Origin of the sequence: Actinocorallia herbida (genome assembly GCF_003751225.1) — a bacterium.
Taxonomy (GTDB): domain Bacteria; phylum Actinomycetota; class Actinomycetes; order Streptosporangiales; family Streptosporangiaceae; genus Actinocorallia; species Actinocorallia herbida.
Map to the genome: position 1 here is coordinate 2,770,959 of NZ_RJKE01000001.1, position 20,403 is coordinate 2,791,361.

General features: G+C 72.8%; 18 protein-coding genes. 8 read left to right on the forward strand and 10 right to left on the reverse strand.

Annotated features, from left to right (window positions below):
* Positions 1-11 precede the first annotated feature (11 nt).
* On the forward strand, positions 12-1,226 hold the full coding sequence (locus EDD29_RS12940; RefSeq protein ID WP_123664641.1) for a glycerate kinase: 1,215 nt from the start codon (positions 12-14) through the stop codon (positions 1,224-1,226).
* Between the two features lie 17 nt (positions 1,227-1,243).
* Here EDD29_RS12940 and EDD29_RS12945 read toward each other — a convergent pair whose 3' ends face one another.
* Positions 1,244-2,197, reverse strand: coding sequence for a DUF2330 domain-containing protein (locus tag EDD29_RS12945; protein ID WP_170201383.1), 954 nt, complete (start codon positions 2,195-2,197; stop codon positions 1,244-1,246).
* Positions 2,198-3,154: 957 nt separating this feature from the next.
* Entirely contained in the window at positions 3,155-3,835 is a 681-nt protein-coding gene (locus EDD29_RS12950) for a TetR/AcrR family transcriptional regulator (RefSeq protein ID WP_123664643.1), read from the reverse strand.
* Positions 3,836-3,950: 115 nt separating this feature from the next.
* Between EDD29_RS12950 and EDD29_RS12955 the strand changes: the two genes are divergently transcribed.
* Complete coding sequence (locus tag EDD29_RS12955; protein WP_123664644.1) at positions 3,951-4,409, forward strand: nitroreductase family deazaflavin-dependent oxidoreductase; 459 nt, start codon at positions 3,951-3,953, stop codon at positions 4,407-4,409.
* Between the two features lie 155 nt (positions 4,410-4,564).
* Here EDD29_RS12955 and EDD29_RS12960 read toward each other — a convergent pair whose 3' ends face one another.
* From EDD29_RS12960 to EDD29_RS12970, 3 genes are all read right to left on the reverse strand, one after another.
* Complete coding sequence (locus EDD29_RS12960) at positions 4,565-6,229, reverse strand: protein kinase domain-containing protein (protein WP_123664645.1); 1,665 nt, start codon at positions 6,227-6,229, stop codon at positions 4,565-4,567.
* A 130-nt stretch (positions 6,230-6,359) separates the two neighbouring features.
* Positions 6,360-7,364 (reverse strand): DUF2889 domain-containing protein, encoded by a 1,005-nt coding sequence (locus tag EDD29_RS12965; RefSeq protein WP_211359682.1) that lies wholly within the window; start codon positions 7,362-7,364, stop codon positions 6,360-6,362.
* Positions 7,365-7,441: 77 nt separating this feature from the next.
* Complete coding sequence (locus EDD29_RS12970; RefSeq protein WP_123664646.1) at positions 7,442-8,263, reverse strand: enoyl-CoA hydratase/isomerase family protein; 822 nt, start codon at positions 8,261-8,263, stop codon at positions 7,442-7,444.
* 114 nt (positions 8,264-8,377) lie between these two features.
* Between EDD29_RS12970 and EDD29_RS12975 the strand changes: the two genes are divergently transcribed.
* The 3 genes from EDD29_RS12975 to EDD29_RS12985 all read left to right on the forward strand — a co-directional run bounded on the left by EDD29_RS12975 (position 8,378) and on the right by EDD29_RS12985 (position 9,965).
* Complete coding sequence (locus EDD29_RS12975) at positions 8,378-8,791, forward strand: DUF1622 domain-containing protein (protein ID WP_211359683.1); 414 nt, start codon at positions 8,378-8,380, stop codon at positions 8,789-8,791.
* Positions 8,788-9,105, forward strand: a complete 318-nt coding sequence (locus tag EDD29_RS12980; RefSeq protein ID WP_123664648.1) for a hypothetical protein — start codon at positions 8,788-8,790, stop codon at positions 9,103-9,105. The genes EDD29_RS12975 and EDD29_RS12980 overlap by 4 nt, the downstream gene beginning before the upstream one ends.
* A gap of 305 nt (positions 9,106-9,410) precedes the next feature.
* Entirely contained in the window at positions 9,411-9,965 is a 555-nt protein-coding gene (locus EDD29_RS12985; protein ID WP_148085945.1) for a hypothetical protein, read from the forward strand.
* 86 nt (positions 9,966-10,051) lie between these two features.
* Here EDD29_RS12985 and EDD29_RS12990 read toward each other — a convergent pair whose 3' ends face one another.
* Positions 10,052-11,506 carry an arylsulfatase gene (locus EDD29_RS12990; protein ID WP_123664650.1) on the reverse strand — a complete coding sequence of 485 codons (1,455 nt, stop codon included), beginning with the start codon at positions 11,504-11,506 and terminating at the stop codon, positions 10,052-10,054.
* 197 nt (positions 11,507-11,703) lie between these two features.
* On the reverse strand, positions 11,704-13,620 hold the full coding sequence (locus EDD29_RS12995) for a gamma-glutamyltransferase family protein (protein WP_211359684.1): 1,917 nt from the start codon (positions 13,618-13,620) through the stop codon (positions 11,704-11,706).
* Positions 13,621-13,741: 121 nt separating this feature from the next.
* Here EDD29_RS12995 and EDD29_RS13000 point away from each other — a divergent pair, with 121 nt between their 5' ends.
* On the forward strand, positions 13,742-14,173 hold the full coding sequence (locus tag EDD29_RS13000; RefSeq protein ID WP_123664651.1) for a PPOX class F420-dependent oxidoreductase: 432 nt from the start codon (positions 13,742-13,744) through the stop codon (positions 14,171-14,173).
* A gap of 411 nt (positions 14,174-14,584) precedes the next feature.
* The gene (locus EDD29_RS13005; protein WP_246052745.1) at positions 14,585-16,120 is read left to right on the forward strand and encodes a DHA2 family efflux MFS transporter permease subunit; all 1,536 of its coding nucleotides are present in this window, start codon (positions 14,585-14,587) and stop codon (positions 16,118-16,120) included.
* 431 nt (positions 16,121-16,551) lie between these two features.
* Here the strand turns inward: EDD29_RS13005 and EDD29_RS13010 are convergent, their stop codons facing one another.
* From EDD29_RS13010 to EDD29_RS13020, 3 genes are read right to left on the reverse strand one after another with little or no spacing between them, the layout of a single operon-like run.
* Positions 16,552-18,147 (reverse strand): glycerol-3-phosphate dehydrogenase/oxidase, encoded by a 1,596-nt coding sequence (locus EDD29_RS13010; RefSeq protein ID WP_123664653.1) that lies wholly within the window; start codon positions 18,145-18,147, stop codon positions 16,552-16,554.
* Positions 18,144-18,971, reverse strand: a complete 828-nt coding sequence (locus EDD29_RS13015; protein WP_123664654.1) for an aminoglycoside phosphotransferase family protein — start codon at positions 18,969-18,971, stop codon at positions 18,144-18,146. The genes EDD29_RS13010 and EDD29_RS13015 overlap by 4 nt, the downstream gene beginning before the upstream one ends.
* Positions 18,968-19,633 (reverse strand): class II aldolase/adducin family protein, encoded by a 666-nt coding sequence (locus EDD29_RS13020; RefSeq protein ID WP_123664655.1) that lies wholly within the window; start codon positions 19,631-19,633, stop codon positions 18,968-18,970. Before EDD29_RS13020 ends, EDD29_RS13015 begins: the two co-directional genes overlap by 4 nt.
* Before the next feature lie 58 nt (positions 19,634-19,691).
* Here EDD29_RS13020 and EDD29_RS13025 point away from each other — a divergent pair, with 58 nt between their 5' ends.
* Positions 19,692-20,327, forward strand: a complete 636-nt coding sequence (locus tag EDD29_RS13025) for a TetR/AcrR family transcriptional regulator (protein ID WP_170201384.1) — start codon at positions 19,692-19,694, stop codon at positions 20,325-20,327.
* The last annotated feature ends 76 nt before the right edge of the window (positions 20,328-20,403 follow it).

The window sequence follows — 20,403 nt, forward strand, 5'->3', positions numbered from 1 at the left end:
AGGCCGGACACATGATCGTCTCCCCTTCCCGTCCCCCGCGCTCCGGGTCCGTCGTGGTCTGCCTCGACAAGTTCCGCGGATCGGCGACCGCCTCGCAGGCGTGCGCATGGCTCGCCGCGGGGATCAGGGCCGCCGCACCCGAGGTGACGGTCGTGGAACGTCCCCTCGCCGACGGAGGCGAGGGGACGGTCGAGGCGCTGGCGACCGTCGGCTACTCCCTCGACCGGGTCACCGTCATGGGCCCGGTCGAGGGCATGACGGTCTCCGCGGCACTCGCGGTCCGCGGCACCGAAGCCGTCGTCGAACTCGCCCAGGCATCCGGCCTCGACCTGATCACGGACGCCGCGGGCGCCCCCCTCACCTCCACCACCTATGGGACGGGCCAGCTCGTCCGCAGGGCACTCGACCTCGGCTGCACCCGGATCGTCCTCGCCGTCGGCGGCAGCGCCACCACCGACGGCGGCGCGGGGATGCTCACCGCTCTGGGCGCGAGACCGTACGACGAGTTCGGCGCGCGGCTTCCCCTCGGCGGCGGGTATCTGCGCGACGTCGCCTCCCTGGACCTGTCGGACCTCGACCCGCGGTTGTCCTCCGTCGAGTTCGTCCTGGCCGCCGACGTCGACAGCCCCCTCCTCGGCCCGGAAGGAGCCGCCCAGGTCTTCGCCCCCCAGAAGGGGGCGGGTCCGGCCGAGATCAGGCGGCTGGAAGCCGGACTCGAAAGGTTCGCCGACCTGATGGTGCTTCACACGGGCCGGGACCACAGGTCCAGTCCGGGAGCCGGTGCCGCCGGGGGCACCGGCTTCGCGGCCCTCACCGCCTTGCAGGCGCGGTGGCGGCGGGGGTCGGCCTTCATGCTGGCCGAACTCGGCCTCGCCCGCCTCCTCCGGAACGCCGCGCTGTGCGTGGTCGGCGAAGGACGGTTCGACGACCAGTCCCTGCGTGGCAAGGCCCCCTACGGCGCCATGACCCTGGCCCGCCATGCCGGAGTCCCCGTCAGCCTGGTCGCGGGCGACATCGCCCTGCCGGACCCCCGCCCCCGACCCCTCGGCACGATCACCGCCTACTCGCTGCTCGAACTGGCGGGCAGCCCGGAAGCGTCCTTCACCCGGACCGAAGCCCTCCTGCACACCATCGGCGAGCGCATCGCGGCCGCCCTGGACCGGGCCCGGCCCGCCGGAAGCACGGCCGGCCTGCCCGAAGGTGAGGGGGCAGGCTCGCGCGGGTGATGGCCGGAGGCACCTCTTCAGGCCCCAGCCGGCCGGCGGCGGCGCAGCATCACGAGGGTGCCGGCGAGCAGGGCCGAGGCCAGGAGGACCAAGGGGAGGGCGGACTTCGGCCACGGAGAGTGGACGTATTCGGTGACCGTCACGACCGCGCGGTAGGGCTCATCGGTCGCGGAGCGGGTGAGGCGGATGTCGTCGGTGATCTGCGCCGGATTGAAATGCCCGTCGTAGCGGGTCAGGAAGCGCGGGCCGGCCAACGCCGCGGACAGCGCCGGGTACTGCGGGTCCGGCTTCACCTCGCCCGCGAACGTCAGGTCGGGCGCGCCGCCCCCGGGCGCGGGATTGCTGATGTCCGTCCGGTGGTCGGCGAGCACGTACAGGCGCAGCGGCTGGCCGTCCTCGGCCGTGGCCGACAGCCGCATCGGGTAGACCGGCGTGTCGGTCTCGAACGCCAGCCGCATCGGCGGCAGCCCGGCTTCGAGGCTGCCGGAGGCCGGGGCCAGGCGCACCGCGACGACGAGCCACCCCTCCGCGAGGTACGGTCCGAGCGCGCCGCCGAGCTCGGCGGGGAGCGTGAAGTCGTTGTCGTCCAGCCAGCGCGACACGGCGGTGGCGTCGGTGCCGGAGAGCTGGGCGACCTCGTAGGGCCCGACCTCGACGTGGTCGACGACGGTGGCGCCGCCATCGGACCCCGGGGGCGCACCCGCGCCGTCCCCGTCCACCGTCACCTGCCGCACCTCGACGGCCGGGCGGCTGATCCGGTCGAGGTCGGTGAACAGCTCCCCGTCGGCCACCTCGAACCGGGCGCGCGCGGGAACCGGCATCAGGAACGCCGCCTGGGCCGCCTCGGACCGCGCCTGCACCGAAAGGGTGATCGACTCGGTGCGGCCGTCGAGTTCCACCAGCGCGGTCTCCCGCTGCGCGCGCAACGTCTCATCGGCGACGAACGCCCCGCAGGCACAGGCCCGAGACATCGCGGGATCAACTGCCATCAACGTGCCGGCCAGCGCGACCACCACCGCGCCGCGGCCTACCCTACGCCCGGTTCCCATGCCCCATCGGACGCCCCCCACCACGATCCGGTTCGCCCCTCCAGCCCGTCCGCCGTGCTCCTCCGAGCCTCCGGCCGAGCCAACGGCCGTTTCCTTCCGCCCGGCGGAAGGCTTGCGGGCGAGGTCTGCTCTCTTCCGTACCCGCACAGGACGAGTCCACGGCCGTCTCGTCGGGATGGGACGCCTGGCCGGGGTGGTCCGGGGTCGGCATCCGGCACCTCGATGCGCAGGCTTCGCGGGGATCGGACGGCCGCGGCTCCACCCGGGGCGTCCCCTCGGCCGCCGAGAAGAGGCCGCGCCTGCGGATGGTGCCACCGGGGCTCACCCGCGGCGGGTGGTTCCGCGCGCTCGTGCAGAGCCGTGGCGGCCGTGTGCGTGAAGAGTGAAGACCTGGCGGAGCGGAATCGGGACCGCGTTGCGATCGTCGGCGGGCCGAGCAGCCGCGGCGCCGAGTTCCGGCGGCTGTCGCGGAAACAGGCGAACCCGGCGAGCCGGTCCGCGCGTTCGGCCGCTGATCAAGGCCGGCTCTTCGGTACGCCGCTCCGTGACGCGCAGAGAGGCCGCGACCTGCGACGGATCGGGCCGACGCGCCGTCGACCACCCTGCGACCGTGGAAGAGCACGATCTGACCCGGCAGCGATGTCCCCTACGGCATGACCGGTCCGGAGGCGGTCCCTGTCCGAACGGGTCGTGGCCACCCCGAAGTCCTGGCTGTTCTTCGTGAACGAGCAGCGCGCGTCCCCTGCGAACTCCACTGTGATCGTCACCGGAGACGACCACGGTAGAGGGTCTGCTGAAGTACGACTTCACGGCGACCGCGCCGAACCGGCGCCATGTCGGGGGCTCACCTGTCTCCCGCTCGGAGCGGGGGGGTGGGGGTCACCGGAGGCCGAGGGTGGTGGCCATTTGGGCGGTGGCGTGGTGGAAGAGGGGGGTGGCGGGGTCGGCGGAGCCGGTGAACTGGCCGAAGAGTTCGAAGGTGATCAGGCCGAAGAGCTGGGACCAGGCGATGAGGAGGCGGGCGACGTCCGCGGGGGCCAGGGCCACGCCTGTGCCGGCGATGACCGTGTTCATCTGGGTCTCCAGGGCGGGATCCAGGGGGGTGGGGGAGGCGGGGTGCAGGGGGCCGGCGGCCAGGAGGATCTCGGCGCAGCGGCGGACGACGCGGGTTCCCGGATCCAGGGTCTCGGCCGGGGCCCGGTAGCCGGGGACGGGTGAGCCGTAGAGCAGGGCGTACTCGTGTGGGTGCGCCTTGGCCCAGTCCCGCACCGCCGCGCAGACCAGCAGCCAGCGTTCGCGGGGCGCGGCTTGCGGGGGGTCGGCGTTCTCGGCGGCGTCGCCCAGCGCGTTGTAGGCGTCGATGATGAGGGCCGTCAGGAGGTCGTCCCGGCTGGGGAAGTACCGGTAGATCGCCGAGGAGGCCATGCCGAGCGCGCGGGCGACCGCGCGCAGGGAGAGCTGCGCGGAGCCGGCCTCGGCGAGTTGCCGCCTGGCCTCCTGCTTGATCTCGTGGGTCAGTTCGGCGCGGGCCCTCTCCCGGGCGGTGCGGATCGCGGTCATGCGCCCCAGTCTTTCAGAGCGTACGACTGAAAAGAGAGCAGTGTTCTTGCAACTGTGACCCAAAGCGTGTTCACTGTACTTAAGAGAGAGCACTGCTCACAAAGGAGAACATCGCATGCGCTATGTCGAGGCCGGTCGGTCCGGGAACCTCCTCAACCGGGTCGTCGGCTGGCTCACCGGCCGCGGTCTGAGCCTCTGGGGCAGTCAGCTCGTGGCCGTCAGGGGCCGCAAGAGCGGGGAATGGCGGACCAACCCGGTCAATCCCCTGACCATGGACGGCGAGCGCTACCTCGTTGCTCCGCGCGGGCACACCCAATGGGTGCGCAATCTGCGGGCCGCCGAAGGCCGTGGCGAACTGCGCCTCGGCTCGCGGGTCGAGCCGTTCACCGCGGTCGAGGTGCCCGACGAGGGCAAGCCGCAGATCCTGCGCGCCTACCTCGAGCGCTGGAAGTTCGAGGTGGGCCTGTTCTTCGAGGGGCTCGACCACCACTCCTCCGACGCCGACCTGCTGCGCGTCGCCTCGGGCTACCCCGTCTTCCGCCTCACCTCGGCACGGTACGAGGCCGCATCCTGAGCAGCCCGCGGCACCCGTGGCGTCGCACGGCCGGCCTTGGTCGGCAGGGCCGATCCGTCCAGAGGATCCCAAAGATTGTCGCGTTCGGGAAGAGCGGCGAGGGGCGCCCGTCCGGCTGAGGACTCGGCAGTTCCGGGGTCGTCCTGGGTGCGGGATCAATCGTCGGTCAGGGCCGGGATCTGGTCGGGGGTGAGGGCGGTGGCGTAGACCTTGACGTCGGCGAGCTCGCCGGGAAAGTGGTCCCAGTAATAGGTGTTGTATTTGAAGGTGCCCAGGCGGAAGGGGCCTGCGGCGGTCCAGGTGGAGGCCGTCGGGGAGGTGGTGAGGAGGGAGCCGTCGACGTAGACGGAGATGCGCTTTCCCGCGGCGTCGTGGACGCCGGTGACACGGGTCCATGCGCCGAGGACGAAGGGGCGGCGTTCGAGGGCGGTGACGCGGTCGGAGCCCTTCTGATCCGTTTCCACCACGGTCATGCGCCAGGTGTCGACCTTCGTGCCGTTCAGGTCGCGGCTCGCGGCGAGCTGGAAGCCGCCGTTGACGGCGCCGTCCTGGGAGGCGATCGTCGCGATGCCGAACTCCCTGGTGAACAGGCGGACCACCGCGGTGACGGTGAAGCCGCGCAGGGTGTCGACGACGGGCCCCTTCGTGGCCATCGAGCCCTCGGACGGGGTGAGGGCCCCGTCGGACTGGGTGGCGCCGCCTTCGAGGAAGCCGGTGTTGCCGTTGCCGGTGAGGTCGGTGACCGTGCCGCCGGAGCCCGCGAAGCTCCAGTGCGCGATCGGGTCCGGGACCGTCCCGCCGGCCGGGTTCTTGAGGACGAAGACCGCGATGGCGGCCGCCAGGCCCACCGTGAGCACCGACGCGAGCGCCCACAGGAGCCGGCGCCGCCCGCGCGACGGCGGCGGCGCGGGCGGCGCGGGCACGCGGGACTCGCGCGCCCGGGGCACCGACGCGCGCGACGACGCCGCGCGGGGCACGGGCGCGGGCACGGGTGCGGAAGGCCCGCCCGTGAGGGCGCCGACCACGTCGAGCATCGGAGGGCGCGCGGCCGGATCCTTCGCCAGGCAGCGGGCCACGACGTCGCGGAGCGGCCCGGGAGAGAGCGCCGCCAGGTCCGGCACGGCGCGCAGGACGCGTTCCCGGACTTCGTCCGACGTCGAGGAGGAGCCGAAGGGCGGCCACCCCGACGCCGCGAAAAGGATCGTCCCGCCCCAGGCGAAGACGTCGGTGGACGGGCCGACACGGCCGCCGGTGAACTGCTCGGGGGCCATGAACGCGGGCGTCCCGATCGGCGAGCGGGTCGTCAGGACGCCCGTCTCCAGCGCCTGGGCGATCCCGAAGTCCACCACCCGGGGGCCGTCCGGTCCGATGATGATGTTCGCGGGCTTGAAGTCCCGGTGGACGACGCCCGCGCCGTGGATCGAGGCCAGCGCCAGCGCGGTGTAGGAGGCGAGGCGGTGGAGGGCGGCGCCGGAGTACGGTCCGTCCCGGCTGACGATCTCGTGGAGGGACAGCCCGTCCACGTACTCGCTCACGATGTACGGCCGCGCCCCGTCGACGTCGGCGTCGAGGATCGCCGCGGTGTACGCCGAGGGCACCCGCCGGGCGGCGAGCAGTTCCCTGGCGAACCGCTGCCGGACCGTCTCGTCGTTCGTGCGGTCGGTCCAGGGGACCTTGATGGCGACCCGGTCCCCGGACCGGGACTCGCCCAGATAGACCGCCCCCTGCGCGCCGAACCCGAGCCGGCCGAGGACCTCGTAGGTCCCGATCCAGCGAGGATCCCCCGGCTCGGTACGCGTGACCCGCCCCGGCCGAACCATGCTCAGCCCCCTGAAATCACGGTAATCGGGCTCCACGGTCACACGCTGCCATCTGCCCCGTCAATCACCGCGTTCACCGTGGCGTCGGACGAGACCGGTTGCGGTCAGCGGCACCGCGGGCGTCAGGTGCTCAGGGGCGAGGTGCGCGCAGGAGGTCCGCGACGTCCTCCAGGGCGCGGAGGGTGTCGTTGAGGTGGGTGCAGGTGGAGGGGCCGGTGAAGGTGGTGCGGATGTGGTCGCGGAGGCCGGTGAGGGGGAGGCCGGCGAGGCGGCGGGCGCTGGCCACGGCGGCGGGGCATTCCATCCAGGGGAGGACGCGGGGGGTGGCCTCGCAGGAGGTGAGGACGCCGCCGGAGGTGGAGGCGTCCAGGGTGTACTCGTGGATGACGGTCTCGACGCCGTCGGGGCGGGTGTAGGAGTCGCGGAAGACGGCCTGGATGCGGCCGGTGACGGGGTCGAGGTCGATGCGGCGGGCGCGGCGCATGCCCGACGGGGGGAGCGGGTCGAGGGGGTGCCAGCCGTCGGGGTCGGCCGGGTCGGTGAGGGCGGGGGCCTCGGGGCCGACGACGATCGGGGGCATTCCGGTGCGCTCGACGTTGCCCATCAGGGTGCTGCCGGCGGCGAAGCCCGCGCACAGGTCGACGGGGAACGCGGCGGCGGCCCGGTCGGAGGGCAGCGACATCTCCGGAAGGGTGACGACGATGGCGTGCCCGGACACCAGCGACGTGACGGGGAAGTCGTCGAGGATCAGGTACAGGAGGCTGTGGTCGTCGCGGAGGGCCGGGTCGGCGGCGTCCAGCCGGTTCCGGAACCCCGATCCGATCGTGTCGCCGAGGAGGGCGGCCAGGCCGGGCCGCCCGGGCGAGGTCTCCAGCGACAGCAGCCGCCGACCGGCCGCGTAGTCGACGACGGCCTCGGTCTCGGCGGCGGCCAGGACCTGTGCCCGTCCGTCGGGCGAGGTGCGGACGTCCCGTCCCCTGCCGCGCAGGACGAGGGGGCCGAAGAGCCCGTCGGGCCGGAGCATGTCGGTGGTCGCGGTGCGCCGCACGGACCCGGGGCGCCGTGCGGGGCTGCCCGCGGACGGCTCGTGGATCCCGTGCCGTGGGTGCGGGACGAGGGGCACGGTCATCGACATCCGGGACTCCTGGGGTGGGGCCTTCCATGCTCGGCAGCGGGACGCGGAGGTGTCAAGACCGCGTCCCGCCCCGCGGGTCAGAGGTCGAGCGGGTGCTCGCGGTTCACCTCGGCGAAGTCCGGGCGGCGCTTCTCCCGGTGTGAGGCGAGCCCCTCGCCGACCTCGTGCCCGCTGAAGCCGAGGAACTCGAGCCCGAGCGAGGTCTCGAAGATCGGCGAGGCGACCCGGTACCAGTGGTTGAGCGACCGCTTGGTCCAGCTCAGTGCCGCCGCCGGGCCCGCCGCCAGCGAGGTCGCGACGCGCAGCGCCTCGTCCTGCACCTGGTCGTCGTCGACGACCTTGGAGACCAGCCCGATCCGCTCGGCCTCCTCGCCGGTGAGCGTCTCGCACGTCAGGAGGTAGTACTTCGCCTTCGCCATCCCGCACAGCAGCGGCCAGCAGATCGCCGCGTGGTCGCCCGCCGCGACGCCGAGCCGGGTGTGCCCGTCGACGATCTTCGCCGAGCGCGCGGCGATCGAGATGTCGGCGAGCATGCCGATGACCAGGCCCGCCCCGACGGCCGGGCCGTGCAGCGCCGAGACGACGGGCTTGGCGCAGTTGATGACGCCGTAGACCATGTCGCGGGCCTCGCGCATGACCCGGGTCCGCGCGGTGTGGTCCGCGGCGATGCTCTCGATGAGGTCGAAGGTGCCGCCCGCCGAGAACGCCTTGCCCGCGCCGCGCACGAGCACCGCCCGGGTCTCCTCGTCGCGGTCGATGACATGCCAGATGTCAGCGAGTTCGCGGTGCGTCTTCGGGTCGACCGCGTTGAGGTTGGGCGCGTCGAACGTGATCCGCAGGACACCGTCGGCGGGACGGTCGAACTGAAGGCTGGTGAAAGCCGCGTAAGTGTCGGTCACCGGCGTTCCTCTCTCCGGGGTGGGCGGGGATAGCAGCGATCTTCGCCCATGCCGCCGCGAAGCGCGCGGTCGGCCCGTCGCTTGGGCGGTGCCCGATTCGGGCATGGAACGGGCGTGCATGAGGTGCTGGGTGAGGAATGGCTGGCGCAGGCGGTCGATCTGCTCGTGCGGTTGGTCGAGGCGGCCGGGGCCATCGTGATCTTCGTCGGGGCGGCGGTCGCGTTCTGCTGGTTCCTCGTCGCCGCGGTGCGCGAGCGGCGGCCCGAGGCGTTCGTCCCGGTGCGGCTGGGCCTGGGCCGGTTCCTCGCGCTCGGCCTGGAGTTCCAGCTCGCCTCGGACATCCTGCGCACGGCCATCGCGCCGACGCTCCGGGCGATCGGCGAACTCGCCGCGATCGCGGCGATCCGGACGGCGCTCAACTACTTCCTCAGCCGTGAGATCCGGGAGGAGCGCGCCGAACTCGACCGCCGCCCCGACCCCGCCGCCCCGGACGCCACCCCGCTCGACGACACGGACCTGCCGCGATGACCGACGCGTTCCCCCTCTGGGTGCGCACCGCCGCCCTCGCCTGCGTCGCGGCGGGCCTCGTCGCGGGCGCGGTGACCGCCGTGGTCTCCCGCGACGGCCAGACGGGCCTCAAGGTCGCCCTGGACTTCTGGCTCGCGGCCGGCCTGCTCAACCTGGGCGTCGCGCCCGGCTGGGAGGGCCCGGCCGTCGCGGCGTCGATCCTCGTCGTCCGCCGCCTCGTCGGCGCCACCCTGGCCCGCCCTGCGGTCCGCTTCGGCGATGTCCTGCGCCCCCCTGCCGCACCACGCCCTCGCCCTCCGGCCGACGGCCCCTGAGCCGCGTCCGGCCCGAGCCGGCCGAGTGCCCCCTTCCGGTCTTGGGCCGGAGGGGGCACCGGGGCTTCGAGGGGTGGCGGGGGTTCGTTTCCTGGACCGGGTGCGGCGCGGAAGGAAACGTTTGGGGGTCATGTCTTGACATCGGAGTACGCGAAACGGTCTTCTAGTCTCACGTTGCGAAACCGCGTTTCCTTCACCGAAACGACGGGAGCGTGCTCGGTCGCATGCGGACGGGTGCGATCGGGGGCGCGCGGCGTGCTTCCGTGCGCGTCACCGTGACCCGCACGCGACAGAAGGAGCGGTTCATGTCGATCAGCCCGATGAAGACGAAGGGCCGCGGGGCACTGCGCGGACTCACCGTCGGCGCCACCGCGATCGTGTTGGCCACCGTGGGGTTCGGCGGCGCCCCCGCGTCGGCCGCCACCGGGACCGTGGCCTATGACTGCCTTATCTTCTCCACGCATTTCGACTACAACGCCAAAGTCACCATGAAGAGCACGGGTTCGCGCAAGGTGGGCGCCACGGTGACGGTCACCGCGGACCTCTCGGCGCTGCCCGGGGTGGCGCCGGTCACCGTCGACTCGTGGAAGACCACCGGTGTCTTCGCCGCGTCGGGCGCCCAGAAGACCTCGATCAGCGCGTCGGGACCGAAGAAGACCGGCCCGATCAAGCCCAAGGGCAAGATCCCGATCGGGAAGCTGACCGGCAAGGTGAAGCTGAAGAAGGCCGGTAAGGTCACGCTGACCATGGGCAAGCTCAAGATCACCGCGGTGGCGCTCGGCTCGTCCGTCGCGATGAACTGCACGCCCAAGAAGAACAAGCCCCTGCCCAAGCTGCTGAAGCTGACCGTCAAGCGCTAGGTCCGTGCTGCGGGAGCGTCCTGGACCCCCTCCCGCAGCGGCTCCCGTGGCCGGGCGGCCGAGGCCGCCCGGACCCGGACGGGGCTCTAGGGGTTGCGCCAGGCGGCGCGCATGTAGCCGCGGGACTTGGTGACGAGGTCGGGACGCTTCTTGGCGAGGTTCTTCTTCTCGCCCGGGTCGGCGGCGAGGTCGTACAGCTCGATCCGCCATTTGGCGTCGGGCGTGGTGTAGCCGCGGCCCGGGGCGAAGCCGACGGCCTTCCACTTGCCGAACCGGACCGCCGCCGCCGCGTTCCTGCCGCGGCCCCCGTCCTCGGCCCGCTGCGACGGGGTCGACCCGGCGTGCAGCCGCGACCAGTACAGGTAGGGGTGCGTCGGCACCTTCCCGCGCCCTTCGAAGACCGTCCGCAGGGACAGGCCGTCGGTGTCCCCCGGAGGGGCCGCGCCGACGAAGTCCGCGAAGGTCGCGAGCAGGTCGTAGTGGACCGTCGGGTGGGCGGTCTTCTTACCCCTGGTCCTCGCCATGATCTTGGGGGAGCGCACGATGAACGGGACCCGGATGCCGCCCTCGTAGAGGTTGCGCTTGTAGCCGCGGAACTTGCCGTTGGCGTCGAAGAAGTCGGGGTGGACCCCGTCCTCCTCGTGCGGGCCGTTGTCGCCGGTGAAGATGACGATGGTGTCGTCGTCCAGGCCGTTGGCGCGCAGACCGTCCAGGAGCCGTCCGACGTACCCGTCGAGGCGGGTGATCTGGGCGGCGTGGACGCGGTCGGGCCGCCGCCAGTCCTTGCCCGCGTACCTGCCGAGGGTCGGCGGACCGGCGGACGGGGCGTGCGGCAGCGGCAGGGTGAGCATCAGCAGGAACGGGGTGTCCTTCGACTCCCGGAGGAAGGCCATCGCCCGGTCCATGATGACCTCGGGCCCGTAGACGGGCCCGCTGTCGCCCTTGTTGCCCGGCAGGTACTCCCACTTCCGGCCGTCCATGAGCCGCTCGGGGTAGTAGCTCTTGGCGCCGTAGTGGGTGAGGTAGCCGTAGAAGTCGGTGAACCCGTGCTGGTCGGGGTGGGACGGGTTCGGCATCTGGCCGCCGAACCCCCACTTGCCGAACAGGCCCGTCCGGTAGCCCTGGTCCTGGAGGAGGGTCGCGATGGTCGGGATGCCGGGCGGGAGCGGCAGGTCGCCGTCGTCGGGCGGGTTGCGGCGGACCGGGGCGTGGCCGCCGTGCAGGCCGGTCAGCAACGACGCGCGGGCGGGCGCGCAGACGGGCGCCGCGGCGTAGGCGTCGGTGAACCTGAGCCCCTCGCGGGCCATCTTGTCGATGCGCGGAGTCTTGATCTTGGTCTGGCCCTGGACGCCGATCTGGCCGTACCCGAAGTCGTCGGCGATGACCATGACGAAGTTCGGCTTGGCGGGGGCCCGCCCGGCGTTCCCGGCGTTGGCGGAGCTGCCCCCGGTGAGGGGCGCGGCCGAGGGGAGTACCGCCGCCGTCGTGAGGACGCCCGTGCCGAGCAGGAATCTGCGGCGGCCGACGTAGCGGTCAGCCATGGGCACGCGTCGGGGACGACGACTGTCGATGCGAGGTCACGTTGCTCCGTGGCGTCGTATCCCGGTCGCGCGGACGCCGTCGAACCGGTCTCGACTGAGAGATCTTGGGGGTGGACTTTCGGACCATAGCAGTCGCCCGCTGACGAGCGGGACTTATTGGCTGCTCCCGGAACATGGGGATTCTAGATCGTTACTTCTCAGCGGACGAACGCGGTGGTGCTCTCGTGCGGATCCGCCCCCGCCTGTACGGTTCCGTCCGGACGGGTCCGCACGATCCCGACCCCGCCCAGTGCCTTGTCCCAGCGGTCGAGCCGCCGGACGGTGTAGCCGCGGGCCTCCAGCGCGGTGTGCAGCGCGTCGTAGAGCGGCGCCTCGAGCTCGACGGTGCGCGGCTCGGTCGCGTGCGGGGTGAACGAGCTGGGGAAGTTCAGGGACAGGAAGCGCGGCTCCTCCACGGCCCGCTGCGGATCCATCCCCCAGACGAGGACGTCCAGCAGGACCTGGACGTTGGCCTGCGCCTGGACGTCGCCGCCCGGGGTGCCCATCGAGATCCGGCCCCCGTCGGCCTCGTCCACCATCACCGCGTGCGGGGTGATCCGGGGGCGTTTGCCGGGTGCGAGGGCATTCGGGCTGCCGGGGTCGAGGTCGAACTGCTGCATCCGGTTGCCGAGGTTGAGCCCGGTCCCCGGCACCATCGGCGTCAGCGGGAAATCGCTCGGGGTGAGCGTGACGGAGTCGCCGGCGGCGTCGACGACGGCGAGGTGGGTGGTGTCCTTGCCGACGAGGGGGTCGGGCGCGGAGGTCGCCTCGGGGGTCCCGGGGGCGGGCGTCCCGGCGTGGGCGCGGTCGCCGAACCTGGCCCGCTGGCGGGCCGCGTACTCCGCCGAGAGCAGCCGCGCGACCGGCACCTCGACGAACGCGGGGTCGCCGACGTAGGCCTCCCGGTCGGCCATGGCGAGGTCGATCGCCTGGAGGACGGTATGGACGTACTCCGGAGAATTCCTGCCGAGCGCCTTCAGATCCACGCCTTCCAGGATCTTCAACACCATCGGCACGACGATGCCCTGACTCCAGGTCCCGTTCGTCCGGATCGTGTGGCCGCGGAACTCCGCGGTCACCGGCTCCTCCCAGCCTCCGGCGTACCCGGCGAGGTCCTCCTCGGTGAACAGGCCGCCCTCGTCCTCGTGCAGGGCGACGATCTGGTCGGCGATCGGGCCCGTGTAGAAGTAGGCGCGGACCGCGTCGAGCCCGGCGGTCCGGTCGCCCCCGGCGGCGCGCGCGGCGCGCTCGGCCCCGGCCAGCCGCTCGAACGTCGCGGCGAGCTCGGGCCGGGTGAACCTGTCGCCGACGTGGAACGGCCGCCACCACTCGCCCTTGGTGAAGACCTCCGCGTTCTCCGGCATGAGGAACTGGAAGCCGATCCGCTCGACCAGCGACATGTCCAGGTCCTCGGCCATCACCTCATGGATCGGGAAGCCCTCGCGTGCGATCCGGACCGCGGGCGCGGCGACGTCGGCGAACGTCATCGTGCCGTGCTCGGCCAGGAGCGCGACGAGCACGTCGGGGGAGGCGGGCAGGAGCTGGGCCCAGATGTCCATCTCCGGGACGGAGTCCCAGCCTTTGGCGCGGAACTTCGCCAGGGTGGCCGCCTTGGGCGCGGTGCCCGTGCCCACGTAGCTCGTCACCGACCCCGTCGCGCCGTCGCGGTAGAGGAGGGGCGCGACGCCGGGGAAGCTCGCGGCCTCCCCGAACGTCACGTTGAGCGCGAGGAGGCCCGCGACGGCGGCGTCGGCGGCGTTCCCGCCGCGTTCCAGGACGTCCCGCATGGCCTCCGCGGCCCACGGCGTCCCGGCCACGACCGCGTACTCGCTCCCGGACGCCAAGGGCCGCGTCTCGCCCTTGGGGCTGTCGAACGCCATAGGGTCGCGCGGGCCCTTCGGCAGGGCTGCGTAGGCCGCCAGGAGCAGCAGGACGAGCGCGAGCACGGCGGCCGCGGCCCTGCGGCCCCACCGGCGGAGCCGGGAGCGGCGCGGACGGGCGGGGGCGACGTCGTCGGGCACGGGCAACTCCAGGGAGCGGGGGGTCACCGGGGAGGCCCGCACATTACGGCACACGGCGGAAATATGGCCTAGGTTCGACCGTATTGTCCGAAGAATGTGATGCGGTCGGGGAAACCCGTGAAACCGCGGCGCGGAGTGGGGAATACCCGGCGCACGGCGGAGACTTCTCCTGGACATGAACGCCACTCCGTTCGACCCGCGCGCGCTGCTCGCCGAGAGCAGGCTCGGCGTCCTGGCGACGCTCAAGCGCGACGGTCGCCCGCAGCTGTCGCCCGTCATGCCCTACTACGACCGGGACACCGGAACCCTGTACGTCTCGATGACCGAAGGGCGGGCCAAGACGGCGAACCTGCGCCGCGACCCCCGGGCCGCGCTGGAGGTCACCGGTCCCGACGGCAGGTCCTGGGCCACCGCCGAAGGCCCGGTGACGCTTACCGGCCCCGGCGCCGACCCGGAGGGCCCCGAGGTGGAGGCCCTGGTCCGGTACTACCGCGAAGCGGCGGGCGAGCACCCGGACTGGGCGGAGTACCGCGCGGCGATGGTCGCCGACCGCAGGGTGCTGATGACGATGGCCGTCGAGCACGTCTACGGAGAGTCACTGCGCTGAGCGCGCCCCCGCCGCCCGTCCTGCGGCCCCGGACCGGCTGACGGCCCGGCGGCATCACCCTTCCCGTCAGGCGCCGCGGTTCTCACCGCGGCGGCGGGCGAGCCCTCCGACGGCAGCCGTCACCATGGGTCTGGAGGGAGGGGGGACGGGCCCGCGCGATTCTGTCACCGGGGTCCGGTAGGTTTCGGGATTCGTGCGGAGCCATGCGGCCGCCCCGCCGCGAGCGTTTCGCGGGGGACCGGCAGACTTGGCATAGCGCGTTCACCGGGGCTGGGTCCGCGGTCGGGGGGAGCGTTCCCGCGGCGGGCGAAAGGCGATCACCGCAAAGCTGGTCAGAAGACGGCGGGGGTGTCCGGTTGACGGCTTCCGTCCTTTCCGCACGTCGCAGCACACTTCAAGATGGGAAGAAAGTTGAGTTCCTCAGCCCCCCCGGAGGCGAGCGCCACCTCCGTCAGCAAGTCGAACGGCGGTGGAGGCGCCGGCCTTGACCGCGGCGTACTCGCCGTGGCCGCCGTCGTCGTCCTCGGCGCGATCATGTCGATCCTCGACGTGACCGTCGTCAACGTCGCCATCCGCGACCTGTCCGTGGAGTTCAACGCTCCGCTCTCGCAGATCCAGTGGATCGCGACCGGCTACACCCTCGCGCTCGCCACCGTGATTCCCGTCACGGGCTGGGCGGCCAGCCGCTTCGGCACCAAGCGCCTCTACATGGTCTCGATCGGCCTGTTCGTCATCGGTTCCGGCCTCGCGGGCATGGCGTGGTCGGCCGAGTCGCTCATCGCCTTCCGCGTCCTGCAGGGCCTCGGCGGCGGCATGATCATGCCCGCCGGTATGACGATCCTCACACAGAAGGCGGGCCCGCAGCGGGTCGGCCAGGTCATGAGCGTCGTCGGCATCCCGATGCTGCTCGGCCCGATCTCGGGCCCGATCCTCGGCGGCTGGCTCGTCGACGACGTGTCGTGGCGCTGGATCTTCTACATCAACGTGCCGATCGGCATCGTCGCGCTGTTCATGTCCTGGCGCATCCTGGACAAGGACACCCCGCGGACCGGTGAGAAGCTCGACCTCCTCGGCCTGCTCCTGCTGTCGCCCGGCCTCGCCTCGCTCATCTACGGCCTGGCGACCGGCGCGGAACAGGGCGCGTTCGACTCCGCCAAGGTCATCGGGTTCACGGCGGTCGGCGCGGTCCTCGTCATCGGCTTCGTGGTGCGCGCGCTGCGCGCCGAGGTGCCGCTGATCGACCTGCGGCTGTTCGCGCGGCGCTCGGTCGCCGCGGCGTCCGGCACGATGGTGCTGTTCAACCTGGCGTTCTTCGGCGCGATGCTGCTGATGCCGCTCTTCTACCAGGTGGTGCGCGGCGAGAGCGCCTTCCACACCGGCCTCCTGCTCATCCCGCAGGGCGTCGGCGCGATGGTCACCATGCCGATCGGCGGCAAGCTGGTCGACAAGATCGGCCCCGGCCGGATCGTCCTGGGCGGCCTCGTGCTCGTCATCGCGGGCATGGCCGGATTCGCCACCCAGGTCGGCGCCGACACCTCCGGCTTCGCGCTGGGCGGCGCGCTGTTCGTCATGGGTCTCGGCATGGGCCTCACCATGATGCCGACCATGTCGGCCGCGATGCAGACCCTGGAGCACGACGAGGTGCCGCGCGCCAGCACGGGCCTGAACATCATCCAGCAGGTCGCCGGCTCCATCGGCACCGCGTTCATGTCGGTGCTGCTCACCACCCAGCTTCAGGACCGCCTGGGCGGCGGGGCCGAGGGCGGCATCGGCGCGGCGGCGAACGTGCCGCCGGAGGCCGCCGCCCTGATCCTCCCGAAGATCGCCGACGCCTTCGGCGCCACCTTCTGGTGGGCGACCGGCCTGATCGTCCTCGCCTTCATCCCGGCGCTGTTCCTCTCGCGCAGCAAGCCGGAAGCCGCCGTCAACGTCATGCCCATGCACTGACGCCCACGGCGCCCGAAGGGGTCCCCGCTCCGGCGGCGGGCCCCTTCGGCCTTTGCGGCGCTCTCCTTCGGAAGGCCGCCGCCCGAGCGCCGGCGACTTCGACCAGGGCCCCTGGTCCCCGCGTGCTTCCGGCTTCCGGCCCGCGAGGCGGGGGCTCAGGCCATCGTCAGGAGGTGGTCCGTGGGCAGGTGGTCGGTCTTCCCATCGGCGCAGATCGCGCGCGAGCCGTCCACGGCGCGGCGCAGGCCCACCCTCACCTAGCGCTCCGGCCCGTCGCCGGAGAGGGCCACCGCGGCCTCGAACTCTTCGCCTCCGCACGGGCAGGCGGCCGAGCCGGGCTCGTCGTCCTCCCACGCCTCCGGGTTCCGTACCCGGCGGTGCGGCGGACTTACCAGGTAAAGCGGACTTACCAGGTAAAGGGGCGGGTCGGGTCACCAGGGGAGGGTGAGGAGGCGGTCGGCGGTTTCGAGTTCGGTGGCGCGGCGGGCTTCGGACCAGTGGAGTTCGGTGGCGGCGACGGTGGCGACGGATTCCAGGAGGCCGGGGCCGGGGTGGCCGAGGGTGCCCAGGCCGGTGCGGCGGAGGAGGATGTCGGGGAGGGTGCGGGCGGATTCGTGGCGGACGGCGACCAGGGCTTGGGCCAGGAGCTCGCCGTCGGGGTCGAGGGGGCGGGTGAGGGACGGATCGGTGCGGGCGAGGTCCAGGACCGCGTCGTGGTCGGTGCCGTGGTGGCGGGCGAGGTGGCGGACGGTCTCGGGGGAGAAGTCCGCGTTGCGGGCCTGGCTCGCGGCGACGTACTGCTCGATGGGGCCCGTCGCGCAGGCGTGCAGGGGGACGGTGGCGGTACGGCTGGGCGGAAGGAGGCGGTCGGCCTTCCGGGCCGCGAGGGCCACGACCTGTTCGGAGAACGCGCGGCTCGTGGTGTATTTGCCGCCCGCCGCGGTGATGAGGTTGCCCACACCGCCTCGGGACGGCTCGGCGTGGTCGATGATCTCGGCGGCGCGGGAGGCCGCGTAGGTGTCGTCGCCGACGTCCCCGGTGAGGGGACGCAGGCCGCCATAGGCGTGCACGATGTCGGAAAGGCCCAATGCGCCGGGCAGGAAACCCGCCTCGTTGATGGAGGTGAGGAACTCCTCGACGCTCTCACGGGTGAGGCGCCAGTCGGAGACCGCGCCGCGGTAAGGCCTCTCGGTGGGGCCGATCATGCTGTGGCCGCGCCAGGGCGCGGCGCTGAAATGGCCGTGCGGGGTGACGTGGAGGGTCATGAGGTCCGTCAGCCGACGGGTGATGAGGTAGATGCCCTCGGAGCGGACCGCCGGGGCCGGGCCCGCCGAGCCGTCCGTCAAGGGGGAGCCGGTGAGGGTGTCGAACGCCCACGGGCCCGTCGCGTTGACGACGACCCGGGCGCGTACCTCGCGGGAGCCGCCGGTGAGCACGTCGGCGACCCTGGCGCCGACGACATCGCGGCCCTCGGTGAGCAGGGAGTCGGCCCGGGTGTGGTTGGCGACCAGCGCGCCCGACGCCGCCGCCGATCTGACGAAAGCCAGCGTCAGCCGCTCCGGGCTGATCATGAGGCAGTCGTGGTAGAGCATCCGGCCGCCGCCGAGCGCGCGGTGCCGGGGGATCCGCTTGGCCGGGTCCATGACCCGGTTGCGGTCGTAGGACAGCAGGTCGTAGGCGGTGAGGCCGAGCCTGACGACGAGATCGGCGTCGGGCAGGACCGTCGGGTAGACGTCGATGAGGCCGGGCGCGAGGTCGCTGAGGATCCGGCGCTCGCGCAGGGACTCCCGCACCAGCCCGACCTCGAGGCTCTTGAGATAGCGCAGGCCGCCGTGGATGAGCTTGCCCGTGGCCGCGGAGGTGGCGCCGCCGAAATCCCGCTCCTCGACCAGCGCCGTGCGCAGCCCCCGGCTCGCCGCCTCGTACGCGATCGCCGCGCCGGTGATCCCGCCGCCGATGACGAGCAGGTCGACGAACGCGCCGACGGACTCGGGGCCTTCGACGAACCTGCCCAGGGTGGCGATCATTCTTCGGCGCCGAGCAGGGCGGCGAGTTCGCGGCGGAAGCCTTCGCGCTCGCTCGCGATGTCGAGGGTGCTCATCCGCAGCACCACGACGGGAAGACGCCAGGCCGCGACGCGCTCGTCGGTCATCCCGGTGAGCCGCCGGTACTCGGCGAGATAGGTGGACAGCACGACGCGGCGCACTGCCTGGACGGCGATCCGCTTGAGCAGGGGAGTGCCCGGCCACAGCTCGGCGTCGCGGAGCAGCAGGACCGTCATCGCGACGTCGGCGGCCGGGTCGCCGCGCAGGGTGGTCCGCCAGTCGATGACGGCGTGGCCCCCGCCGTGGCCGAAGACGTTCTCGCTGTGGAAGTCCAGGTGCAGCACCCGGTCTCCGGCGGGCAGCGCGGCGACGCGTTCGGCGGCGAGCGCGCGCTGCCGCCCGGTGAGGAAGGCCAGGGGAGGGGTGCCGAGCGCTGCGGCCGTGGCTTCGCGGACCTCGGTGAACAGCGCGGTGGGCGACTCGTGCACCCGGACGTGCGCGCGGGCCAGGGCGCGGGCGCAGCCGCGCAGCCGGAACGGGTCGCGCTCGGCCTGGCGGGTGAGGGACTCGCCGTGGACGCGGTCGAGGAGCAGCCCGGCCCGGCCGGCGACCTCCACCCGGCCATGGCAGGCGATCGTGCTGAGCCCGAGCCTTGCGGCCTCTCCGCTCGCCGCCTCCTCGGCGTCGACGAGGGCCGGGGGATATCCCTCGGGGAAGAGCTTGACGACGAGATCGCCGCCCTCGGGCCAGGCATGGATCTCCGCGCTGCGCCCGACCGCGAGCGGGGCACCCCACTCGGGCGTCACCGCCCAGCCGCCTTGGTCGTGCCATAGCCCGTGGCCAGGGCGGCCTCGATGACGGCGATCTGCTGTGCCTCGGTGAGCGCGCGCGGCTCGCCCAGCGCGCCGGCGCGGGTGTAGAGGTCGGCCGCCCATTCGAGCAGGAGGGCGTTCTCGACGGCCTTCGCGAGGTCGCCGCCGACCGCGACCGTCCCGTGGTTGGCCAGGATGGCCGCCTGCTTGCCGACGAGGGCGGCGCGCACGGAGTCGGCGAGCTCCCGGGTGCCGAACACCGCGAACGGCGCGATCCGGACCGACCCGCCGATCGTGAGCTGCTGGTAGTGCACGCAGGGCAGCTCGTCGAGGACCAGGGAGAGCGCGGTCGCCGCCGGGGAGTGGGTGTGCACGACGGCTCCGCCGCGCTCGCGCAGCACGCCGAGGTGCAGATCCACCTCGCTGGTAGGGGCGAGGTCGCCTTCGAGATGGTCCCCGTCGAGGCCGAGGACGGTGACCTGCTCGGCCGTGGTGCCCGCGAGGACGACGCCGGTGGCGGTCACGGCGACCTCCTCCCCGGTCGGCCCGGTGAATCGGAGGCTCACGTTCCCGGCCGTGCCGATGAGGAGGCCCTCCTCGGCGAGTGTGCGGCTCGCGGCGGCGACTGCGGCCCTGGCCTGTGCGCGTGCGGTCATGGCGGGTACGGTACGGCCGGAGCAAACCAAACTCAACTTTGATTTCGGAGGCGGGCTCATGACCGCACCCATCCGCGACGCTGCGGTCGACCGGGCGGCGGCCGACGGCGCACTGCGCCGCGTCCCCACCCAGTCGCGCGCCCGCGCGAAGGTCGACCGCGCGCTGGACGCCGCGGAGTCCCTGCTGGAGCGCGAGGGCCTCGCGGCGATCACCCTGCCGCGGGTCGCCGTCGAGGCGGATGTCTCGGTCGGCGCCCTCTACCAGTACCTCCCCGACCGCGATTCGATCCTCGCCGTCCTGTCCGCCGAGTACCACGCCCGCCACGAGGCCCTGATGGACGATCTCGTGGCCCGGCTGTCCGATGGCGACTCCCCCGATCCGATCGGCGCGGTCCTGTCCGCCTTCACCGCCCTGTACCGGGAGCAGTCCGGCACCCGCGCCCTGCGCGACGCGCTCGAGGGCACCGCCTACCCGCGCCTGTCCCGCGGCCACAAGGACCGCATGGTCGCCAAGGTGCACACCCTCCTGGCCGCCCACTCCCTGGTCGGCCCCGCAGGCCCCGACCACACCGCCCGCACCGTCTTCTTCGCCGCCGACGCCCTCATGCACGAGGCGTTCACCGAGGACCCCTCCGGCGCCCCGGCCCTTCTCGCCGAGCTGGACGCCCTGCTCCGCGCCTACCTGACCCGCTGACCGACCCTGCCTTACTGCGTAAAGTCGCCGGGTCGGGCGCGCCGCCGGAAAACCCGGTGACCGCACCCGACCACTG

Excerpts from the sequence above, each read along its gene's own strand:
- EDD29_RS12945 (WP_170201383.1), bottom strand. The coding sequence starts at position 2,197 with ATGTCTCGGGCCTGTGCCTGCGGGGCGTTCGTCGCCGATGAGACGTTG.
- EDD29_RS12950 (WP_123664643.1), bottom strand. The coding sequence starts at position 3,835 with ATGACCGCGATCCGCACCGCCCGGGAGAGGGCCCGCGCCGAACTGACC.
- EDD29_RS12990 (WP_123664650.1), bottom strand. The coding sequence starts at position 11,506 with ATGGCTGACCGCTACGTCGGCCGCCGCAGATTCCTGCTCGGCACGGGC.
- EDD29_RS13025 (WP_170201384.1), top strand. The coding sequence starts at position 19,692 with ATGACCGCACCCATCCGCGACGCTGCGGTCGACCGGGCGGCGGCCGAC.
- EDD29_RS12960 (WP_123664645.1), bottom strand. The coding sequence starts at position 6,229 with ATGGTTCGGCCGGGGCGGGTCACGCGTACCGAGCCGGGGGATCCTCGC.
- EDD29_RS12940 (WP_123664641.1), top strand. The coding sequence starts at position 12 with ATGATCGTCTCCCCTTCCCGTCCCCCGCGCTCCGGGTCCGTCGTGGTC.
- EDD29_RS13020 (WP_123664655.1), bottom strand. The coding sequence starts at position 19,633 with ATGACCGCACGCGCACAGGCCAGGGCCGCAGTCGCCGCCGCGAGCCGC.
- EDD29_RS12985 (WP_148085945.1), top strand. The coding sequence starts at position 9,411 with ATGTCGATCAGCCCGATGAAGACGAAGGGCCGCGGGGCACTGCGCGGA.
- EDD29_RS12965 (WP_211359682.1), bottom strand. The coding sequence starts at position 7,364 with ATGTCGATGACCGTGCCCCTCGTCCCGCACCCACGGCACGGGATCCAC.
- EDD29_RS12980 (WP_123664648.1), top strand. The coding sequence starts at position 8,788 with ATGACCGACGCGTTCCCCCTCTGGGTGCGCACCGCCGCCCTCGCCTGC.
- EDD29_RS12955 (WP_123664644.1), top strand. The coding sequence starts at position 3,951 with ATGCGCTATGTCGAGGCCGGTCGGTCCGGGAACCTCCTCAACCGGGTC.
- EDD29_RS13010 (WP_123664653.1), bottom strand. The coding sequence starts at position 18,147 with ATGATCGCCACCCTGGGCAGGTTCGTCGAAGGCCCCGAGTCCGTCGGC.
- EDD29_RS13000 (WP_123664651.1), top strand. The coding sequence starts at position 13,742 with ATGAACGCCACTCCGTTCGACCCGCGCGCGCTGCTCGCCGAGAGCAGG.